The following is a 17,621-nucleotide window of genomic DNA, read 5'->3' as shown; positions in this document are numbered from 1 at the left end:
GTTAGTATTGAAAAATTTTATGTTTTGAAAAACGGAACTGGACTCACCTAATTCCAAAAGAAGTATATACCCTTACGGGCGGCGACGTGCAGGAACAAGCATAGCTAAGGGTGTAGAAACCCTGCTGGTAAATAAAATGTTTGTGTTCTTGCTCATTACAATATCAAATGTACAAATTATATTGAGCTGACCTAATTTACTGTTTTATTTTTCGAAAAAAGTAATTTTTGTTTGTTTAGTCTAAGTATTTCGTATAAAATATAGCCTAAAATTAAAGTATACTCAATTGTTAGTATTCCTAAATGCTCTGTAAAATTTGGATTAGAGTATGTCCAATAGCTTAGAAATACAGCAGCAGACCATAAAATAGCATATCTAAACCTAGTAAATAGACTAAGTACTACTAAAGAAATAATGTACCAAGGATGTACTGTTGTAGAAATAAAGTAATAAATGGTAAGGACCCAAAGCATACTAGTGAATAAGCTAGTTATTGTTTTGTTGCTCTTTAAAAAGGAGAAAAGTAAAACAACAGAAATGGTTATATAAGGTGATATTTTGCCAAATGCTCTTATGGTTTCCCAATTTTTACTCCCGTTTAACTCGGCTATCTTTTTTACGATATTGTAAATACTAGCATTAAACTCAAAATTACTAAACCAGAGTCCTATTGTAGTAGTATAGTTATTTATAAACTCTGATGAATAGAAGGGAAGCAGTAAAGCAAGTATTGTTACTCCTATTATTGCATAAAACTGAATAGCTTTTTTAACTCCTAAATGTCTTAAGAATAGTGGTAAAAAGATAAGTGGCACTAATTTTATAGCGATAGAAAAAGCTAGGATTGGAGCAGCTAAAATGTATTTTTTTTGACTAAGGAGATACATACTCCATATAAAGAAAAATAGCATTACACCTTCAAAATGAAGATTACCGGTAAGCTCTATAATTACCAATGGATTTAAAAAATACCAAAATAGTAAGTGTGATGATAAATTTAGTTTTAAAAGTAACTTTCTTCCAAAGTAGACAATACCAATATCTGCTAGAATAATAATTAAACGCATTGTAACAATACCACCAATTGCACTTTTACCAGAAAACAGAGCTGCAAAAGCAAATAGTAACTGGTTTAGGGGAGGGTAATTACTAAAGTTTTTTGCACTAATTTCTCCCATACTAGCATACATCTGCGCAGAATTTTCTATGAGTATAGTACCTTCTTTTATTATGGTATTTGGGGTCTGTAAATACGGGTTTATACCTTGCAGAACTAATTCTCCGTCCCAGATAAATCTATGAAAATCTTGAGACAGTATTGGAATCACAAACAAAAATACAAGTCTAAACAGTATCCCTGCTGTTAGCAGTAGTTTAAAATTCCATTTTTCGAATTGAATAAGCTTGTAGCAAAGAAAAAATAACGCAGCGGCAAGCGTAATAAGTTTTGGAAAGTCTGTACGATCTAAGTAATAGGCAAAAGTGTAATAAAAAAGTAAGCTAGCAACAAGTAATAGTATAGGTATTTTATGTAGCCTATAGTATGATGAAATTTTTACTAGCATTACTAAAATTATAATTTACATTAAGTCTTCTAAAGTACTAAAAAATATACAATTCTCTTTTCTAAGTAATATAGTTAAGAAATGAAGTGTATAAATGCAATAGTCATTAAAAATTCACTATCCTAACAAAATTATGATTGCAAATAAATTTAAAATAGAAATTTAATATGAAGAAATGTTTTAATCTAGATTTATGTCAATATTAATCGGACTCTTTATGATTTTTCATTTTTGAAAATGAGGAAATCATAAATAAAAAGCAGTAAAGAGAAAGCTTTTAAACTGTTTAATTCTGTGCCATAATCGGTGTCATAACCGTGTAAAACAGCGTGTCTATTCAGTCCAGTCGATGTATCAAAATCATCAGAAAAATATTCATCAATTTTATTCGTCCTCAGAACTGAATTAAGTATGTTTAGAAAAAAATCATTTTTTATTTTTCCTTTTACTAGTTGTTTGAGCTCTCTTTTCCTATCCTTGGTTTTAAATAGAAGTTTACTACATAGACCATCTGCTTGTGGTAAAAACAAAGGTACAGATGCATAATATTTACCTGATAAATGACATTCAACTGCCTCTTTTATTATAAACGAACGTTTAGACTGAAATTTGTCAAAAGAAAATATCCTTTCCGATAATTCTTTTTTATAATAGTTAGTTAGGTAATTGTTGATATCAGATACTTTTCCGTTATGAGCAAGATCCATTAAATTAGAAGCTTGAGTGAGAGATGTTTTTCCGTTAACATACCATCCTAAATTTGCTAGTTTGATAAATCCATCTTTTTTTTGGAGTGATTCGTATTTTTCAATACCTATTTTTATCTGATTAATTATTTCAGGAGAAATATGAATTTCAAATTTATCCATTCAAAGATCATTAAACTGATTACACTGTAAAATAATATTTTTAAGCCTTAGCTGTAAGCGAATTAAAGAAAACGTACCCAAACCCTAAGAACAACATAAAGTGAAAAGGGAACAATCCAAAATCGTTAAGAGGAATAGCAGAGTACATGCCAAATAAGAAATATAGCATTAGACCAAATTCTAAAATCATATTTGGAGATAATTTTTTAGTAAGGTATTTATTTCCTTTCCAACTATCAGATATGTTATTAATATTAAATTTAGGAGTACGTACAAATTCACTTCTTTTACCTCTGTGTCCTTCTATAACGGCAAGTGTATTGTGTAAAGAGAAACCTAAGGCAATAGAAAAGAATGTAAAGAAAAGTCTTATGTAATCTATAAATTTACTAAAGCTACTTCCTTGTATGCTTTTAAATGTAAACCAATAACAAACAAATAAAATTACAGTGCTTAAAATAAAGAAGCTAGTTACTTCAAAAACCCAGCCTAAAGATTCGTTTCTGTTTTTTATGTAAAGCATTGGTATGCTTAAAAGAGCAACTAGAAATACACATAAAAACATTGAGCTGTTTAGTAAGTGCATTACACCGTGGAACTTCGTTTTAAAAGAGATGTTTTTAGCACTAACAACGCTAACTACAGATTTTCTAAAGTTTTCTGCACCACCTTTATTCCATCTAAATTGTTGCGAACGAGCAGCAGAAATAACAACCGGCAATTCAGCGGGTGTTTCTACGTCTTCTAAATATTTAAATTTCCAGTTTTTTAATTGTGCGCGGTAACTTAAGTCTAAATCCTCAGTTAAGGTATCGCCTTCCCAGTTACCAGCATCTATAATACAGGTCTTTCTCCAAATACCAGCTGTACCATTAAAGTTTATAAAGTGTCCCTTAGCGTTTCTACCAACTTGTTCTAAAGTAAAGTGAGCATCCAGTGCAAAGGCTTGTATTCTTGTTAACACAGAATAATCTCTGTTTATATGTCCCCATCTCGTTTGTACAACTCCTATTTCTTCATCTTTAAAGTAAATAACAGTTTTCTTTAACCAGTCTGAGTCAGGTAAAAAATCGGCATCAAAAATAGCAATAAAATCACCTTTTGCTGTTATTAGACCTTCTTTTAGAGCACCAGCTTTATAGCCTTGTCTGTTGGTTCTTCTAATATGTTGTATGTCTAAACCAGTTTTTTGCAGCTCTTCAATTTGTTTCGCTGTATCTATAACAGAATCATCTGTGGAGTCATCTAAAACTTGAATTTCTAGTTTGCTACTTGGGTATTCTATTTTTGCAATGTTTTCTAAAAGTCTTTCAACTACATATTCTTCATTGTAAATAGGAAGTTGTATCGTTACTAAAGGAATCTCTTTTGCATCTAAAAGGTTAAATTTAGGTGCGTCTTTGTTTCTTCTTTTGTAGCCTAAATAATTGACTAGCAGATTAAGTTGTGCTAGGCTGTAGAAAAAGATCAACAAAAGAGCTAAACTGTAGATACCAATAATTATGTATGTAATTGCAATTTCCATATTTATTTAAAGCTGTATTTAAATATCCATCCAAGGATTTTTATACCGGCAAATATAGTACCTTTTACTGTGCCTGAGACCTTTGATACGCCAATTCTTTTTTTATAACGTACAGGTACCTCTATATATTTTAACTTTTTCTTTAGAATTTTAAGTTGCATTTCAACCGTCCATCCATAAGTTTTGTCTTGCATATCTAGTGCTAATAGGGTATTGTATTTAATAGCTCTAAATGGTCCAAGGTCAGTGAAATTAGCCCTAAAGAAGATTTTCATTAACACTGTAGCAAGTTTATTTCCAAAAACTTGTTGGGGTGTCATACTTCCTTTTTCTCTTAATTTTCTAGTGCGGGCACCAACTACAAAATCAAAATTATTTTTTAAGATAGGTTCTACAATCTTTGTTAATTCTTCTGGATAATCTGAGTAGTCTCCGTCAATAAATACGATGATATCTGGCTTACTAGCTTTTTTAGCGATATAATCCATACCTTTTAGGCAGGCATAGCCGTATCCTTTTCTGGTTTCTGTAAGTACCGTAGCACCTGCTTTTATTGCATTTGCAACTGTTTCATCTGTAGAATTATTATTAACAACAATGATTTCAGAAACAGAAGAAGGTATTTCTTTTATAACTTTCCCAATAGATTCGGCCTCATTATAAGCCGGAATAATTACGTTTATTTCTGTCATTACCTTAAATCGGATAAGTTATTTTCCTTTTTAAAACCAGCAAAACTAAACCATTCTTTAATCTTTTTGCCATTTTTATATTTTTCTGCAGAAGATAATTTTTCATTTTTATATTTTAAGCAGTATCCATTTTTAAGATCATGTACCAATTGGCATTTATGATTTATTTTGCCACTACTTGTATAAAACTGCCACCAACCGGTTTTTTCATCGCTTTTAAAACGACCTTCTTTTTCTAATTTTCCTTCTGGCGAGTAAAAGTACCAATACTTTTCTTTTTTATTGTCTTCATAATGTCCTTGTTTGGCCAAAGATTTATCTTCATAATAGAATTTCCAAAAACCTTCTTTTATATTATTTTTTGTCCATCCTTCAGATTTTATAGCTCCAGATGGGTAAAATTCTTTATTGTATTTTTTAGAATCTGTATTTATAACGGCTGTTACTAAAATAACAGAAACAAGGATTAAGCGGTAAAACATATTTTTATTTTTTATTGACCAAATCCATTAGATCAACATCGTTACCTAATAAAACTTCTGTAGGGTTAATACGTCCTTCTTCTGGTCCGTTTTCTAATTTTAAAACTCCACGAGGGCAAACAGCAGAACATACACCACAACCTACACAACTAGAACGTACAATGTTTTCTCCTTTTTGCGCATAAGCACGCACATCTATACCTTGCTCACAATAGGTAGAGCAGTTACCACAAGAAATACATTGACCACCGTTTGTTGTAATTCTAAATCTAGATTTAAAACGTTGTACAAAACCTAAATAAGCGGCTAAAGGACAACCAAATCTACACCATACTCTGTTTCCAAAAATTGGATAGAATCCAGTGCCAATAACTCCAGCGAAAATTGCACCAATTAAAAGACTATATACGTTTTGTACTGTTTGTGTTTTTATGCCTAATACTGTGCTAGACTCTGCAAAGAAACTGTAAAGGGTCATAAGCGTCATACCTACCGCAAAAACCAGTACAGCATGTATTAACCAGCGTTCTACTTTCCAAGAAAATAAAGATTTGCTTGAATGTTGTCTATATGGATCTCCTAATGTTTCTGCTAAACCGCCACAGCCACAAACCCAAGAACAGTACCATCTTTTTCCAAAGAAATAAACCATTATTGGTACAATTACTAACGTTAATACAATACCCCAAACAAGAATAAATATTCCTATGCCGCCATTGGCAATAAGATCTTTTAAGTTCCATTGAAAAAAGAAATCGTAATCTAGCGGAAACGCATTTTTAAAATCATAATAAGGCATTTGCAAACGCACCATAATTTCCGGAATTAAGAATGCAAATACTATCTGAAAAAATAAAACAGACGTAGTACGGAATATTTGATACATATTATGCCTGTATTTTATGTACATACGTACTGCCATAACAGACATAACTACACAGTACATAAATCCGTAAACAAACCAATGACCTGCAGGGTTGCCACTAAGAGTTTCACTAATAGGATCTACTAAAAATGTCCAGTTTACTGCGTATTCAGAAAAGAAATAAAGTATGATATAAAAACTTACTAAAAAGAAGAAAACAAGCCAGGCAACTAAACCGCGATTTGTAGCGCTTTGCAGGTAAATACCATCATTCTTTATTCCTTTTTTACCAAGTAAAACAATATTAGGTAATATAAAAAGCAATGCGCCTATTATACCTAAACCAAAGGTTAAAAACCACATAATGCCTTTGTTCTCGGGAATAAAGCCATAACTAGAGGATTTACGCATTGCTGCGGCCATATTATCTCCGGTAGCGTAAACCTTTTTGCCCCATTCTTTGTTTTTTATATGTGTAGCATTAGCACGCTCTATTGCGTCTTCTAAAACAGGAGCTAAAAACGTTGAACTAGAAAAATCCTTATTTATTATTTTAGAGCTAAGATCTTTAATTAAGATTTCACTTTTAATACCTTGACTCGTAATAATTTCATCAAAACCTTTTTGGTCTACTTTAAAATTCCCTAAAAAGGGTGTTGCAGCAAAAATGCCCAATCCCACTAAGAAAATAACAAGGCCTAAATATTTAATTGTCTTCATTTTTTTTATTGATTAAGCGATGTTGAATATTCTTTTTAAACTTTTCTTTTTTGTTGATAAGCTAGTGTTAAATTCAGCATTGTACTTTGCTAAAATTTCAGTTTCGTATTGCTTATAAAATTCAGGATCAAAATTGGCATCTTTTAAATATTGAAGCACGTATTCTACTTCTTTTTTCTGGGTTAGCCACTTGTTAAAAACCTCGTGTCTCATACGAATTCCGAATGTATTTATACCTAAAAATTCTTTAGTGTCTTTATGGTATGCAACTGTAATACATATTTTTTCTTTAGGATGTCTCCAGTGAAAATGAGCCTCGTGATCTTGTTTGCTACGCTCACTAAATACCCAGCCATAGGTTTGGTACTCTACATCTAGAAATTTAGCCGAGTTAAACCAGTGTCCAGGTTTGTATTCCGTTTGGTTGCCGCAAATGGTTTGTGCAAGAGTTTCGCCCATCATTCTTCCTGTGTACCAAACAGCTTCAATTGGTCTTCTGTTGTCTATACCTTGGTGCTGTTCTGCGCAGTCTCCAATGGCATAAATGTCTTTAATAGTAGTCTCTAAAAGCCTATTTACTTTAACGCCACGACCTAATTCTATCCCAGATTCTTTTAAGAAATCTACATTTGGCGATACGCCTGCTGTAAGGCCAACAACGCTACATTCTATAGTTTCTCCTTTATCTGTGGTAATAGCTTTTGCGCGACCGTTTTCATCAGAAATAATTTCTACTAAATTGGTATTTAAACGTAAGTCTATATGGTGTTCTAGAATGTGTTCGTTAATAAGTTCGGACTCACCCTTAGGTAAAACACCATTCCAAAAACTATTTTCTCTAACTAAAAAAGTAACTGGTATTTTGCGACTACGGAGCATTTCAGCCATTTCTATACCAATTAACCCTCCACCAACTATAACCGCTCTTTTACACGTTTTGTTATCAGGAGCATTTTCTTGTAGTTGTTCTAAATCTTGTTTAGAGTATAAGCCTTGTACGCCTTTTAAATCTTGTCCTGGCCATCCAAATTTATTTGGTTTAGAGCCGGTTGCAATAATTAATTTATCATAAGAAATAGAAGAGTCTTCTAATTGTACTTTTTTATTTGCGTGGTCTACATTGTTAACATATCCTTTTACAAGATCTATTCTGTTTTTTTTCCAAAACCAATTTTCATAAGGTTGTGTGTGCTCAAATTTCATATGTCCCATATAAACATACATAAGTGCAGTTCTAGAAAAGAAGTACTCGGATTCGGCAGAAATAATTGTGATTCTTTTGTCAGATAATTTACGAATGTGTCTTGCGGCTGTTATGCCTGCAATACCATTTCCAATAATAACAATGTGCTCCATAGATTTAAAATAATAGTGTCTCTGTCGTGCTTAAACGGCTAAACTTAACGGAGAATTGGTTATTTATATGTTTTCTAAATAAGAATAAACTTGATTTCTTTTTGTTATGAAAATGTGATACTTAACGGGTTTCTTTGCTTCAGATAAAATAAAGACAATGTTGTATGTTTTGTTAAAAGAGATCGACATACTTATTAAATAACACCAATCTTATTATGAAAAATACTATTAAAATAACAGTAATGCTCTTCTTTTTAAGTAGTACATCTATTTATTCTCAAGATACAAATCAGTTTTTCACTAAAGCTAACACTTTTTTTAATACTTATGTGGCTAACGGTAAAGTAGCCTATAAGGATATAAAGGCAAGTCCCGCATTATTAGATGAGTTGGTTACAGATATTAAATCTATACAGGTAACAAAAAGTAAGGCTACGGAATACCAAGCATTTTGGATTAATGCTTACAATATATCAGTAATTAAAAATGTGGTAAATAATTATCCTTTAAAGTCTCCGCTAGATAAAGCAGGTTTTTTTGATAAAATTAAACACAATGTAGCAGGTAAGGAACTTACGTTAAATGATATGGAACATAAAATGTTACGCTCAGTTTTTCCTAAAGAACCACGTTTTCATTTTGTATTGGTATGTGCAGGCCTAGGTTGTCCTCCAATTATTAACGAAGCCTATATGCCAAGTTTACTAGAGGATCAATTGCAAATACAAACGCAAATAGCGATTAATAATCCAAGTTTTATAATGGTTCATAAAAATAAGGTAAAGCTTTCTCAGATTTTTGAATGGTACAAAGGGGATTTTACACAAGACGGAAAATCATTAATAGATTTTGTAAACCTATACAGAGAAGAAAAGATTGATACGAAAGCAAAAGTGTCTTATTACCCATATGACTGGACATTAAATAAACAATAGTTACACGAAACAACAACAACAACAACAACAACAAAACAATTATGAAACAAATAAAAACAATTGCCTTAGTATTAGGTTTACTAACTGCATTTTTAGGATACTCCCAAGAAGATGAAGATGATGCACAAAAGAGCAACATACAACAATACACACCATCTAAATTAATAGGAAAGGGACAGTTTGATATTAAATGGTTTAATAATATTTACACAGAAACAAGAAGTACATTTACAGATGGCAGGCAGCCAAGACAAACATTTTTTACATCTACTTTAGAAGGATATACCGGTGTTGGAGAAAATAATAGATGGAATGTTGGTGTAATACTTAAAATACGTTCTAATACCATAAATGGTACTGAAACTTTAGATGCATTAAAATTTAAGAGCGAAGATGGTATTTCTAGAGCAGGCTTAACATCTTTTGCGCCATCTGTAAAGTTTGTGCCTTTTGAGTCTGTTGGTAATTTTTCTATTCAGAGTTCTTTATATATTCCTTTGGTAGATAATGAAACTGAGAATGGTGTTTTTTTAGATCAAAACGGATTTATTTGGCAAAACAGATTTTTCTATGATTATACATTTCCAGGAGACAAGTGGCAGCTATTCACAGAGTTAAATACAGAACTTAATTTTGGAGATAAAGATAAGAGCTTTGCAAATAACAGTTTAGGGTTAACGCCAGGTATTTTTCTAAGTTATTTTCCAGCAAATAAGTTTACAGTTTTAGCTTTAGCACAACACTCGCAACGTATAGATTTAGGTAACGATTTTAGTCAGAATTACACAGCCTTAGGTGGTGGTGCAAAATACCAGCTTACAAATGCACTTAACTTAGAGTTGTTGTATACTAACTTTGTTGGAGGTGATAATACAGGACTAGGAGAAACATTTAACTTAGGACTTAGAGCAATTTTCTAGGAGCTATTATTAAATAACGTATTTTAGGAGGCTTAAAATTATAGTTTGTGAAAAAGTTAGGTCTCCTTATAGTATGTTGCTTACAATTCTCTTGTAATAGTCAAGTTGAAAAAAAAATAAATGGCGTAAGTTTTGTTTCTTCTAGAGAGAAGGTTACTCAGAAAAATATAGCTCCAATTTTGGCTATAAATGCAAACGCAGCCTCCGTTATGCCATTTGGTTTTATAAGAGATGTGAATGAGCCAGAGCTAATTTTTAACTCGGATAGGCAATGGTTTGGGGAAAGAAGTGATGGTATTAAACACTATGTAGAAATACTACATAAGAATAACATAAGTGTGATGCTAAAACCCCAGATATGGATTAGAGACGGTAAGTTTACGGGCACTCTAGAAATGAATTCTGAGGAACACTGGCAAACGCTTGAAAAATCGTATTCAGATTTTATTTTGAGTTATGCGACTCTAGCGCAAGAAGTAAAAGTAGATGTTTTTTGTATTGGTACAGAGTTGAAAAAATTTGTACTGCAAAGACCAGATTTCTGGAGCAATTTAATAGTAGAAGTTAAAAAAGTATACAAAGGTAAATTAACGTATGCTGCAAATTGGGATGAGTACCCTAAGGTGCCTTTTTGGGATAAAATAGATTATGTAGGTGTAGATGCTTATTTTCCATTGTCCAAAGAGCAACACCCAACTATAGCGCAGTTAAAAGCAGGTTGGCAGCCACATAAAAAAGCATTAAAACAAATGTCTGACTCTATTAGTAAGCCAATCTTGTTTACGGAATATGGGTACAGAAGTATGGATTTTACAGGAGAAAGACCGTGGCTGGTAGATCGTAACCAAACTAATGTAAATTTAGAAGCGCAATCTAATGCAACTAAAGCTATTTTAGAAATGTTTTGGACAGAGGATTGGTTTGCTGGTGGTTATGTTTGGAAATGGTTTATAGATCATGACAATGTTGGAGGATCAGAAAACAACAGGTTTACACCGCAAAATAAACCAGCGGAATTGGTTTTAAAAGAATATTATGGCTTTAAGTAAATTAAAATATTTTTTTCTTTTTTTAATTTTGATAACCTATGGTTGTTCAGAAGATGGATTAGCAAACGTATCTTCTTTAAAAGTTGCACTGGATGGCGAAACCGTAGTTAAAGATAATGTTATTGCTTGTGCAGCTAGTGCAGACAACAAAGGGGGAGTAAATGTATTTTTTTATCCTAGAGAAGGAGCTACTAATTTTAGATATTTTGAAACTGAAAATTTAGAGGTTGATAAAAATAATTTTGATACATACACAGAAAAAGCTCCTGTTATCTTTGATGTTTTTAATGGCGAGCTAAAGCGTTTTTCTGTTGAGTCATCTAAAGAAAAATGGGTTGTTGTTTCTTTTATTGAAGAAGGTAAGGTTCATATATGCAATCCAATACATCTAAAACACATTACAAAGCCTACAGAAAAGCAAAGCACAGTTAGTATAAATTCTGATAACCCAATAATGCCTGTTTTTTCTTGGGAAGATGGTTTGTATACGGATTCTGCTATCTATTTTCAGGTGCTAACAGATGCTGATTCTAATTTTTTATCAGGAACGTACACTTTCGACAAAATGTTTCAGTATTATAATTTAGATAATGTTGTTTTAAATATTACAAAAAAATCACCACCAAACTTAATTCGAACCAAAAACTATGGTTTTACATTAATGGCAGTTAGCCAAGACAATTGGGTTAACTTGCTTGTAGAAACCAACTTTTCTCCATAATTATGAAAAAATTACTATTCTTATTTCTAATTCTTTTTTGTGTAACTGGTTTTTCACAAGAACTAAAAATAGCAGACGTTAGTTTTGTTGGAGCTAAAAAAACCAAAGTATCTTTCTTAAAAAGTATTGTAGCCATAGAAAAAGGTATCCTTACAGATTCTAGCACTATACGTATTGCTGTAAACCAACTTAAGAAATTACCGTCTATCGCAAATGCTACTTTTCAATTGGTGCAAAACACGGTAGATACTAGTTATAACTTAGTTTTTACTGTAGAAGAGAATTTTACTATTATACCGTTTGCAAATTTGTATACCTCTTCTAATGATGATTTTGCTTTTAGGGTTGGTTTGCAGGAGTTTAATTTTACAGGTCGAAATATTACAGTAGGTGGTTTTTATCAGAAAGACATATTTAACTCTTATGGCGTTTTGCTTAGAGCTCCGTATCTATTTAGTGCAAAAGCAGGTTTAGCTGTTAGCTATAACAATTTAAAAACACAAGAGCCTATTTTTTTTGATGGATCTTCGGCAGATTATAAATATCACAACTCTTCTATAGAGGTTCTTGGTTTGTATCAATTTAACCAAAACCACAGCATAGATTTAGGGCTTAATTTTTTTACTGAAAAATACAATTACATACGTGGGGCTACTAACGAAACAGTGCCGCAAGCATTGGATGTAAATAAGTTTTCTTATAAAGCCATTTATAAATACAGCAACATACAATACCATTACCAATATTTAGACGGATTCAAAAGTTCTTTAAATTTTCAGTACGTGCATAGTTCTACAAAAGAACTAGATAATTTTGTAGTAGCCTTTAACGACTTTGTTTACTACAAAAGAGTAGGTGAGCGTGGCAACTGGGCTAATAGATTGCGAGTTGGTTTAGCTACTAATGATGAAACACCTTTTGCTCCTTTTTCTGTGGATAACAATATAAATATAAGAGGTGTTGGTAATATAATAGATAGAGGTACTGGCGCTTTGGTTTTAAATACAGAGTATAGATATACCTTGGTAGATAAAAGTTGGTTTGTATTACAGGGAAATACATTTGTAGATGCCGGTACGTGGCGTAATCCAGGAGGAGAGTTTCAAGATTTTTTAGAACCGGAGAATATTAGGGTTTATCCTGGAGTTGGACTTCGATTTATGCATAAGAAGATTTTTAATGCCATTTTTAGAATAGATTACGGCTATGGAGTAACAAAAAATGCATCAAAAGGCTTAGTTTTTGGAATTGGGCAGTATTTTTGATAATATTTGCGTAAAAGTCCTATAAATGATAATTAAGAAGTTTGTAATAGTTAGTGTGGCGTTGTTTTTAGCCTGCACTCAACTCTATTCTCAAGATAAAGAAAAAACGGTTGTAGCTCAAAAAGGCGAAGGTATTTATACGCTGCTTCGTAAGTTTGATATGAGTCCGTCTAAATATTACTCAGATTTTATTGCTATAAATAAAGATAACCTTAGAAATGGAAAACATTTATACGAGGGTAGAACATATATAATTCCAGATAGACTTATTAAGGTTGATGGAAAAGAAGCGTTACCTGCAATAGTTAACGGCTATCCTATTTTTGGTAAAAAATATGCAACAGTAGAACAAAAAAGCACAAAACTTAAAGGAGCTGTTTATTATTTGATTTCTGGTCACGGTGGCCCAGATCCTGGAGCTGTTACAAAATATGGTAAAAAGTTAATTTCTGAAGACGAATATGCATATGACATTACCTTGCGTTTAGGAAGGGAGTTAATAGCTCACGGAGCTTTGGTTTACATTATTATTAGAGATGAAAATGATGGCATACGAGATGAGAAATTACTAATGGTAGATTATGATGAGGTTTGTTACCCAAATAAAGTAATACCATTAAATCAAGTAGAGCGTTTAAAGCAAAGGGTAGACGCCGTAAACGACTTGTATATAAAAAACAAGGGAAAGTATCAACGGTTAATAGTTACGCATATAGATAGCAGGAGTGTGGGTCAAAATATAGATGTTTTCTTTTACCATCATGAAAAAAGTAGTAATGGTAAGCGTTTGGCAGAAAGTATACACAAAACGTTTGATGATAAGTATAAAGAATACCAGCCGAACAGAGATTATACAGGTACTTTTTTAGATAGGAGTGGCTTATACTTGGTTAAAAATACAATGCCAGCTATGGCGTATATAGAAATAGGAAATATTCAAAATAAAAAGGATCAGAAACGTATATTGGTTCCGGAAAATAGACAAGCACTGGCAAAGTGGATTAGTGAGGGTGTTTTGCTAGATCATAAAAAGAACAACTAACTCGCAATATTTTTTTTGTAGTACTTGTGAAGTTCTTCTGGGCTTTTGCCTAGCGTTTTTTTTAGGTGGATAATACCAAAATGATACTGTAAAGTTATCATTCCTTTTTGCTGATATTTTCTAGCAGAGGTAGTTACTTTATCTTTAATAATGGCAAATTTGGTAGATTTATATAGGCGTTCTATAAGTTCTCCGTCTTCATAGATTATGTACTTTTCGTTAAAGCCATTCAGCTTAAAGAATAAATCTTTAGAAATAAAAAGCGATTGGTCACCGCCTCTACATACTTTATGATTTATACGAGTAAACCAAGCAAAGAATTTTAAGAAGAAACTTTTGCTATCAAACTGCATTCTAAAACTGCCAGCAGCTCTGTCTTTAGTTGTGGTTTTTAATATTTTACAATCAAATTGATATGGAGGAATAGTGTCTGCGTGTAGAAAATAGAGAATATCTCCTTTGGCAGCTTTTGCGCCAGCATTCATTTGCTTAGCGCGTCCTTTGCCTGAAGAAATTACAGTAACATTAAGAGTAGATGCAATAACGATAGTATTATCTATACTGCCACCATCGACTACAATTATTTCTGCTATTTGTTTAAAAGTACTACGTTGTTTTATTGCGGTAATAAGCTTTGCAATAGTAGCTTCTTCGTTGTAAACAGGAATTATAATACTTAGCTTATTTTGCTTCATTAAGGCTCCAGTTATAGTCTATGTATTTTACCTTAGCATCTTCTACTATTTTTACTGTGGCGTATTTGTTTATAAAACCTATTAAAGATGTGTTCTCTGTAAAGTCACTTTTAAACCACTTAAATATTTCAGATAACTGAACATCATTAGTGCTTATTTTATTTCTTTTTTTATCAGCTATAAAATCTTTGGCAGCAGTTTCTAGTTGTGCATCCATAGTGCTCGCTAAAAAAGCGTTGTTAACTAATTTAGGACAAGAGTAAGACGCGCAATTTATTGCAAAATGTATACGTGGTTCATTCATTTTACGCAAAACCTTGTGTTCTATATACCCTAAAGAAAACATTTTATCTCCAATGGCAACAACATCTTTGTCCCAAGGAGATTTTATGTCTTTTATACTTTTTGTTGGATAATTATCTACTATTAATTTTACAGTACCAGCATTGTAAAGGTTGATGTAATATGCTAATTTCTGATTTTTTGACCAATTTTTAGCGGGAGAGTTTTTTTGTAAAAGAGTAAGGTATTCTTCTAAGCCAGCCTTGTCTTGTAAAAACGCTTTATAGTTTACATCGCCATTTGCATTTACGTTTTTCTGAAGTAAAGCACTCCATTTTTCGTTACTAGGTACTTCATTAAACGAAGTCTCTTCTATAGTTTTAGAAGAGCTGAAATAAAAATAACCAAGCGTTACTATGGTAATTACTAGGGCAGATATTTTATAAACCATTTTCAATTGTATATTTCTTAGTTTGTCTTTTAAAATCTAAAAAACTTACATTGTTTTAAGTAGACCTCTAAAAAGTTTTATCATTTGTGGCTCTGTTTCTCCGGCTATTCTAATAATTTCTTTAATGTTAGCAGGTTCTAGATTGTTAGGGTCACATTCATCTGTTAATACAGATACGGCAACAACAGGTAGTTTTAAATGGTTGGCAACTATAACCTCCGGTACGGTACTCATGCCAACAGCATCTGCACCAATAATTTTAAGCATTCTGTATTCAGCCTTAGTTTCTAACTGCGGGCCTAGCACAGATGCGTATACGCCAGCGTGCATAGTAATGTTTTCTTTTTTAGCAATGTCTTGTAGTGTTTTACGCATTTCTACATCGTATGGTTCGCCCATATCTACAAAGCGCTCGCCAAACTGAGAAACACCTTTAAAAGCAAGCGGAGAGCCTCCTAAAAGATTTATATGGTCTTCTAGTAGCATAATATCTCCTTTTTTAAAGTCTAGGTTAATTGCACCTGCGGCATTAGAAATAAAAAGTTTTTTAATGCCAAGTTTATGCATTACACGTATGGGGTATGTTACGTCTAGTAAATCATAACCTTCATACATATGAAACCGACCTTGCATTACGACTACTTTTTTACCCTCTAGTGTGCCGTAAATTAATTTTCCTGTGTGGAATTCTACTGTTGCTAGTGGAAAAAAAGGAATGTTGTTGTAATGAGCCTCAATTGGATTTTCTATTTCATTGGCTAAGCTTCCTAGTCCTGTGCCTAAAACAATTCCTATTTCAGGAGAATCAAAACCTTTGTTTGTTAGGTATGCTATAGAGTCTTCAATTTCTTGTTTAATCATTTTTTATATGTTTTAAAAAAGGTTTAAAAGCTTCAATATCTTTGATGTCTTCGTAATAATCAACATCATTTTTAGCTTCTAATAACTTTATGTTTTCGTCTTTTAAATTATCTAAAGTGTCTTGTAGAACAGTGTCTGTGCCCCAAATTTTATTTTTAAAAATAGCAGAATTAAGTTTTTTCATTCCTAATAAATAGTATCCACCATCTGTTGCTGGACCAATAACAAAATTGTGTTGGTCTAGTTGTTCAAATGCGTTATTTAAGTCTTCTGTAGTGATATCGAACATATCACTACCAACAATAATAATATTTTTGTATCCATCTTTAAAACCTTGATTAAAGGCATTTAGCATACGTATACCAAGGTTGTCCCCGTCTTGCAATTTTTTATCGTAGATGTTGGTGTTCCAAATATCATTTTTTCTAATAGCAACAGAGTAATGTACCTGTTTGTCTGCCTTTAAATTCTCGGTAACCGAAACGGTATGCGCTAATAAGAATTTGTAAATATCTAGAGCAGCTTGGTCACCCGTTTTGGCGGCTAATCGAGTTTTACATTTTCCTAATTCAGGATTTCGTGTAAAGATTAACAGTAAGTTTTTGTTTAAATTTTTCAAAATGTAATTAATAAATTTTCACGGCATTGGTCACTAATTTAGACCAACCCTTACTGTGTGTATGTATATTATTTGTCTCTGTGTTGTCTAAAGTGTAAACGGGGTTGTTCTTGTTCTTCCATTCAAAAATACCTCCATATAAGTTTTTTACGTTGGTGTAACCTGCATCTTTTAGTTTTTCTCCAATATCCTCAGAACGTATGCCGATAGAGCAGTACACAATTATCTCTGCGTTTTTATCTGTTATTTTAGTAGTTACTTTTTCCAAGTTAAAAAAATCGTATCCAACACAGATAGCTCCTTTTATATGGCTTGTGTTAAATTCTAGTTCTTCTCTTGTGTCTAGTAAAACAATATTTGTTTTGGTGGATAAAGAATCTATAGAGATGTATGGTATACTCTCTGTGTTGTATTTTATTAATAGTTTTTTTATAGATGACTGCGTAAAACCTTGAACCGAGAATAAAAGAAATACGCAAAAAAGAAGTGTAGGTTTTTTAATCACAAGATTTATTGTTTTAGGTAAAGATAAGTTTTTGTAAATTCTTTTAAAACAAGAAAGATTAAAATATTGTATTGCAGTGATTAATTTAAAGGTAAAAAGTACTTTTTAGCTTATTTTAAGGTTAGAAGTTTCTCCAATATAAAATCTATCAATAAATTTACTGTAAAGAAAATATATAAAGTGCTGTTGCATAGGGTGAATA

Annotated in this window: 18 protein-coding genes; 6 read left to right on the top strand and 12 right to left on the bottom strand. The window is 32.1% G+C overall.

The genetic code is table 11. From position 1 onward, the window contains the following. Nucleotides 1-191: 191 nt before the first annotated feature. The 7 genes from M4I21_RS15190 to M4I21_RS15160 all read right to left on the bottom strand — a co-directional run bounded on the left by M4I21_RS15190 (nucleotide 192) and on the right by M4I21_RS15160 (nucleotide 8,074). Nucleotides 192-1,565: an MptA/MptB family glycosyltransferase gene (locus M4I21_RS15190; RefSeq protein ID WP_249560079.1), complete on the bottom strand. Its 1,374-nt coding sequence runs from the start codon at nucleotides 1,563-1,565 to the stop codon at nucleotides 192-194. 215 nt (nucleotides 1,566-1,780) lie between these two features. Next, complete coding sequence (locus M4I21_RS15185; protein WP_249560078.1) at nucleotides 1,781-2,434, bottom strand: hypothetical protein; 654 nt, start codon at nucleotides 2,432-2,434, stop codon at nucleotides 1,781-1,783. A 40-nt stretch (nucleotides 2,435-2,474) separates the two neighbouring features. Beyond that, nucleotides 2,475-3,959: a cellulose synthase family protein gene (locus M4I21_RS15180; protein WP_249560077.1), complete on the bottom strand. Its 1,485-nt coding sequence runs from the start codon at nucleotides 3,957-3,959 to the stop codon at nucleotides 2,475-2,477. 2 nt (nucleotides 3,960-3,961) lie between these two features. Beyond that, on the bottom strand, nucleotides 3,962-4,651 hold the full coding sequence (locus tag M4I21_RS15175; RefSeq protein ID WP_249560076.1) for a glycosyltransferase family 2 protein: 690 nt from the start codon (nucleotides 4,649-4,651) through the stop codon (nucleotides 3,962-3,964). Further along, nucleotides 4,651-5,133 (bottom strand): toxin-antitoxin system YwqK family antitoxin, encoded by a 483-nt coding sequence (locus M4I21_RS15170; RefSeq protein ID WP_249560075.1) that lies wholly within the window; start codon nucleotides 5,131-5,133, stop codon nucleotides 4,651-4,653. The genes M4I21_RS15175 and M4I21_RS15170 overlap by 1 nt, the downstream gene beginning before the upstream one ends. A gap of 4 nt (nucleotides 5,134-5,137) precedes the next feature. Further along, the gene (locus M4I21_RS15165) at nucleotides 5,138-6,718 is read right to left on the bottom strand and encodes a 4Fe-4S binding protein (protein ID WP_249560074.1); all 1,581 of its coding nucleotides are present in this window, start codon (nucleotides 6,716-6,718) and stop codon (nucleotides 5,138-5,140) included. Nucleotides 6,719-6,730: 12 nt separating this feature from the next. Continuing rightward, nucleotides 6,731-8,074 carry an NAD(P)/FAD-dependent oxidoreductase gene (locus M4I21_RS15160; protein ID WP_249560073.1) on the bottom strand — a complete coding sequence of 448 codons (1,344 nt, stop codon included), beginning with the start codon at nucleotides 8,072-8,074 and terminating at the stop codon, nucleotides 6,731-6,733. A gap of 215 nt (nucleotides 8,075-8,289) precedes the next feature. Between M4I21_RS15160 and M4I21_RS15155 the strand changes: the two genes are divergently transcribed. From M4I21_RS15155 to M4I21_RS15130, 6 genes are read left to right on the top strand one after another with little or no spacing between them, the layout of a single operon-like run. Beyond that, nucleotides 8,290-9,009, top strand: coding sequence for a DUF547 domain-containing protein (locus M4I21_RS15155; protein ID WP_249560072.1), 720 nt, complete (start codon nucleotides 8,290-8,292; stop codon nucleotides 9,007-9,009). Between the two features lie 41 nt (nucleotides 9,010-9,050). Then, a complete protein-coding gene (locus tag M4I21_RS15150) occupies nucleotides 9,051-9,929 on the top strand; it encodes a transporter family protein (RefSeq protein ID WP_249560071.1) in 879 nt (292 codons plus the stop codon). 47 nt (nucleotides 9,930-9,976) lie between these two features. After that, on the top strand, nucleotides 9,977-10,978 hold the full coding sequence (locus M4I21_RS15145; protein WP_249560070.1) for a glycoside hydrolase family 113: 1,002 nt from the start codon (nucleotides 9,977-9,979) through the stop codon (nucleotides 10,976-10,978). After that, the gene (locus tag M4I21_RS15140) at nucleotides 10,965-11,699 is read left to right on the top strand and encodes a hypothetical protein (RefSeq protein WP_249560069.1); all 735 of its coding nucleotides are present in this window, start codon (nucleotides 10,965-10,967) and stop codon (nucleotides 11,697-11,699) included. The genes M4I21_RS15145 and M4I21_RS15140 overlap by 14 nt, the downstream gene beginning before the upstream one ends. A 2-nt stretch (nucleotides 11,700-11,701) precedes the next feature. Beyond that, nucleotides 11,702-12,964, top strand: coding sequence for a BamA/TamA family outer membrane protein (locus M4I21_RS15135; RefSeq protein WP_249560068.1), 1,263 nt, complete (start codon nucleotides 11,702-11,704; stop codon nucleotides 12,962-12,964). 25 nt (nucleotides 12,965-12,989) lie between these two features. Then, nucleotides 12,990-14,006 (top strand): N-acetylmuramoyl-L-alanine amidase family protein, encoded by a 1,017-nt coding sequence (locus M4I21_RS15130; RefSeq protein WP_249560067.1) that lies wholly within the window; start codon nucleotides 12,990-12,992, stop codon nucleotides 14,004-14,006. Here the strand turns inward: M4I21_RS15130 and M4I21_RS15125 are convergent. The 5 genes from M4I21_RS15125 to M4I21_RS15105 are packed head-to-tail and all read right to left on the bottom strand — an operon-like array spanning nucleotide 14,003 to nucleotide 17,419. Then, nucleotides 14,003-14,701: a TIGR04283 family arsenosugar biosynthesis glycosyltransferase gene (locus tag M4I21_RS15125; protein ID WP_249560066.1), complete on the bottom strand. Its 699-nt coding sequence runs from the start codon at nucleotides 14,699-14,701 to the stop codon at nucleotides 14,003-14,005. The genes M4I21_RS15130 and M4I21_RS15125 overlap by 4 nt on opposite strands. Next, a complete protein-coding gene (locus M4I21_RS15120) occupies nucleotides 14,688-15,434 on the bottom strand; it encodes a DUF547 domain-containing protein (RefSeq protein WP_249560065.1) in 747 nt (248 codons plus the stop codon). Before M4I21_RS15120 ends, M4I21_RS15125 begins: the two co-directional genes overlap by 14 nt. Before the next feature lie 45 nt (nucleotides 15,435-15,479). Continuing rightward, on the bottom strand, nucleotides 15,480-16,295 hold the full coding sequence (locus tag M4I21_RS15115) for a purine-nucleoside phosphorylase (protein ID WP_249560064.1): 816 nt from the start codon (nucleotides 16,293-16,295) through the stop codon (nucleotides 15,480-15,482). Continuing rightward, nucleotides 16,288-16,914 (bottom strand): TIGR04282 family arsenosugar biosynthesis glycosyltransferase, encoded by a 627-nt coding sequence (locus M4I21_RS15110; protein ID WP_283771794.1) that lies wholly within the window; start codon nucleotides 16,912-16,914, stop codon nucleotides 16,288-16,290. Before M4I21_RS15110 ends, M4I21_RS15115 begins: the two co-directional genes overlap by 8 nt. A 7-nt stretch (nucleotides 16,915-16,921) precedes the next feature. After that, nucleotides 16,922-17,419, bottom strand: coding sequence for a rhodanese-like domain-containing protein (locus M4I21_RS15105; protein WP_349628888.1), 498 nt, complete (start codon nucleotides 17,417-17,419; stop codon nucleotides 16,922-16,924). Nucleotides 17,420-17,621 lie beyond the last annotated feature (202 nt).

Source organism: Cellulophaga sp. 20_2_10 (assembly GCF_023476645.1).
Lineage (GTDB): Bacteria > Bacteroidota > Bacteroidia > Flavobacteriales > Flavobacteriaceae > Cellulophaga.
Note: the sequence above shows the minus strand (reverse complement) of the source record. Positions and strands in the feature narration are given on the sequence as shown.

Bases quoted from the DNA above. Each gene is read 5' to 3' on its own strand.
- M4I21_RS15190 (WP_249560079.1), bottom strand. From the start codon at position 1,565: ATGCTAGTAAAAATTTCATCATACTATAGGCTACATAAAATACCTATA.
- M4I21_RS15185 (WP_249560078.1), bottom strand. From the start codon at position 2,434: ATGGATAAATTTGAAATTCATATTTCTCCTGAAATAATTAATCAGATA.
- M4I21_RS15180 (WP_249560077.1), bottom strand. From the start codon at position 3,959: ATGGAAATTGCAATTACATACATAATTATTGGTATCTACAGTTTAGCT.
- M4I21_RS15175 (WP_249560076.1), bottom strand. From the start codon at position 4,651: ATGACAGAAATAAACGTAATTATTCCGGCTTATAATGAGGCCGAATCT.
- M4I21_RS15170 (WP_249560075.1), bottom strand. From the start codon at position 5,133: ATGTTTTACCGCTTAATCCTTGTTTCTGTTATTTTAGTAACAGCCGTT.
- M4I21_RS15165 (WP_249560074.1), bottom strand. From the start codon at position 6,718: ATGAAGACAATTAAATATTTAGGCCTTGTTATTTTCTTAGTGGGATTG.
- M4I21_RS15160 (WP_249560073.1), bottom strand. From the start codon at position 8,074: ATGGAGCACATTGTTATTATTGGAAATGGTATTGCAGGCATAACAGCC.
- M4I21_RS15155 (WP_249560072.1), top strand. From the start codon at position 8,290: ATGAAAAATACTATTAAAATAACAGTAATGCTCTTCTTTTTAAGTAGT.
- M4I21_RS15150 (WP_249560071.1), top strand. From the start codon at position 9,051: ATGAAACAAATAAAAACAATTGCCTTAGTATTAGGTTTACTAACTGCA.
- M4I21_RS15140 (WP_249560069.1), top strand. From the start codon at position 10,965: ATGGCTTTAAGTAAATTAAAATATTTTTTTCTTTTTTTAATTTTGATA.
- M4I21_RS15135 (WP_249560068.1), top strand. From the start codon at position 11,702: ATGAAAAAATTACTATTCTTATTTCTAATTCTTTTTTGTGTAACTGGT.
- M4I21_RS15130 (WP_249560067.1), top strand. From the start codon at position 12,990: ATGATAATTAAGAAGTTTGTAATAGTTAGTGTGGCGTTGTTTTTAGCC.
- M4I21_RS15125 (WP_249560066.1), bottom strand. From the start codon at position 14,701: ATGAAGCAAAATAAGCTAAGTATTATAATTCCTGTTTACAACGAAGAA.
- M4I21_RS15120 (WP_249560065.1), bottom strand. From the start codon at position 15,434: ATGGTTTATAAAATATCTGCCCTAGTAATTACCATAGTAACGCTTGGT.
- M4I21_RS15115 (WP_249560064.1), bottom strand. From the start codon at position 16,295: ATGATTAAACAAGAAATTGAAGACTCTATAGCATACCTAACAAACAAA.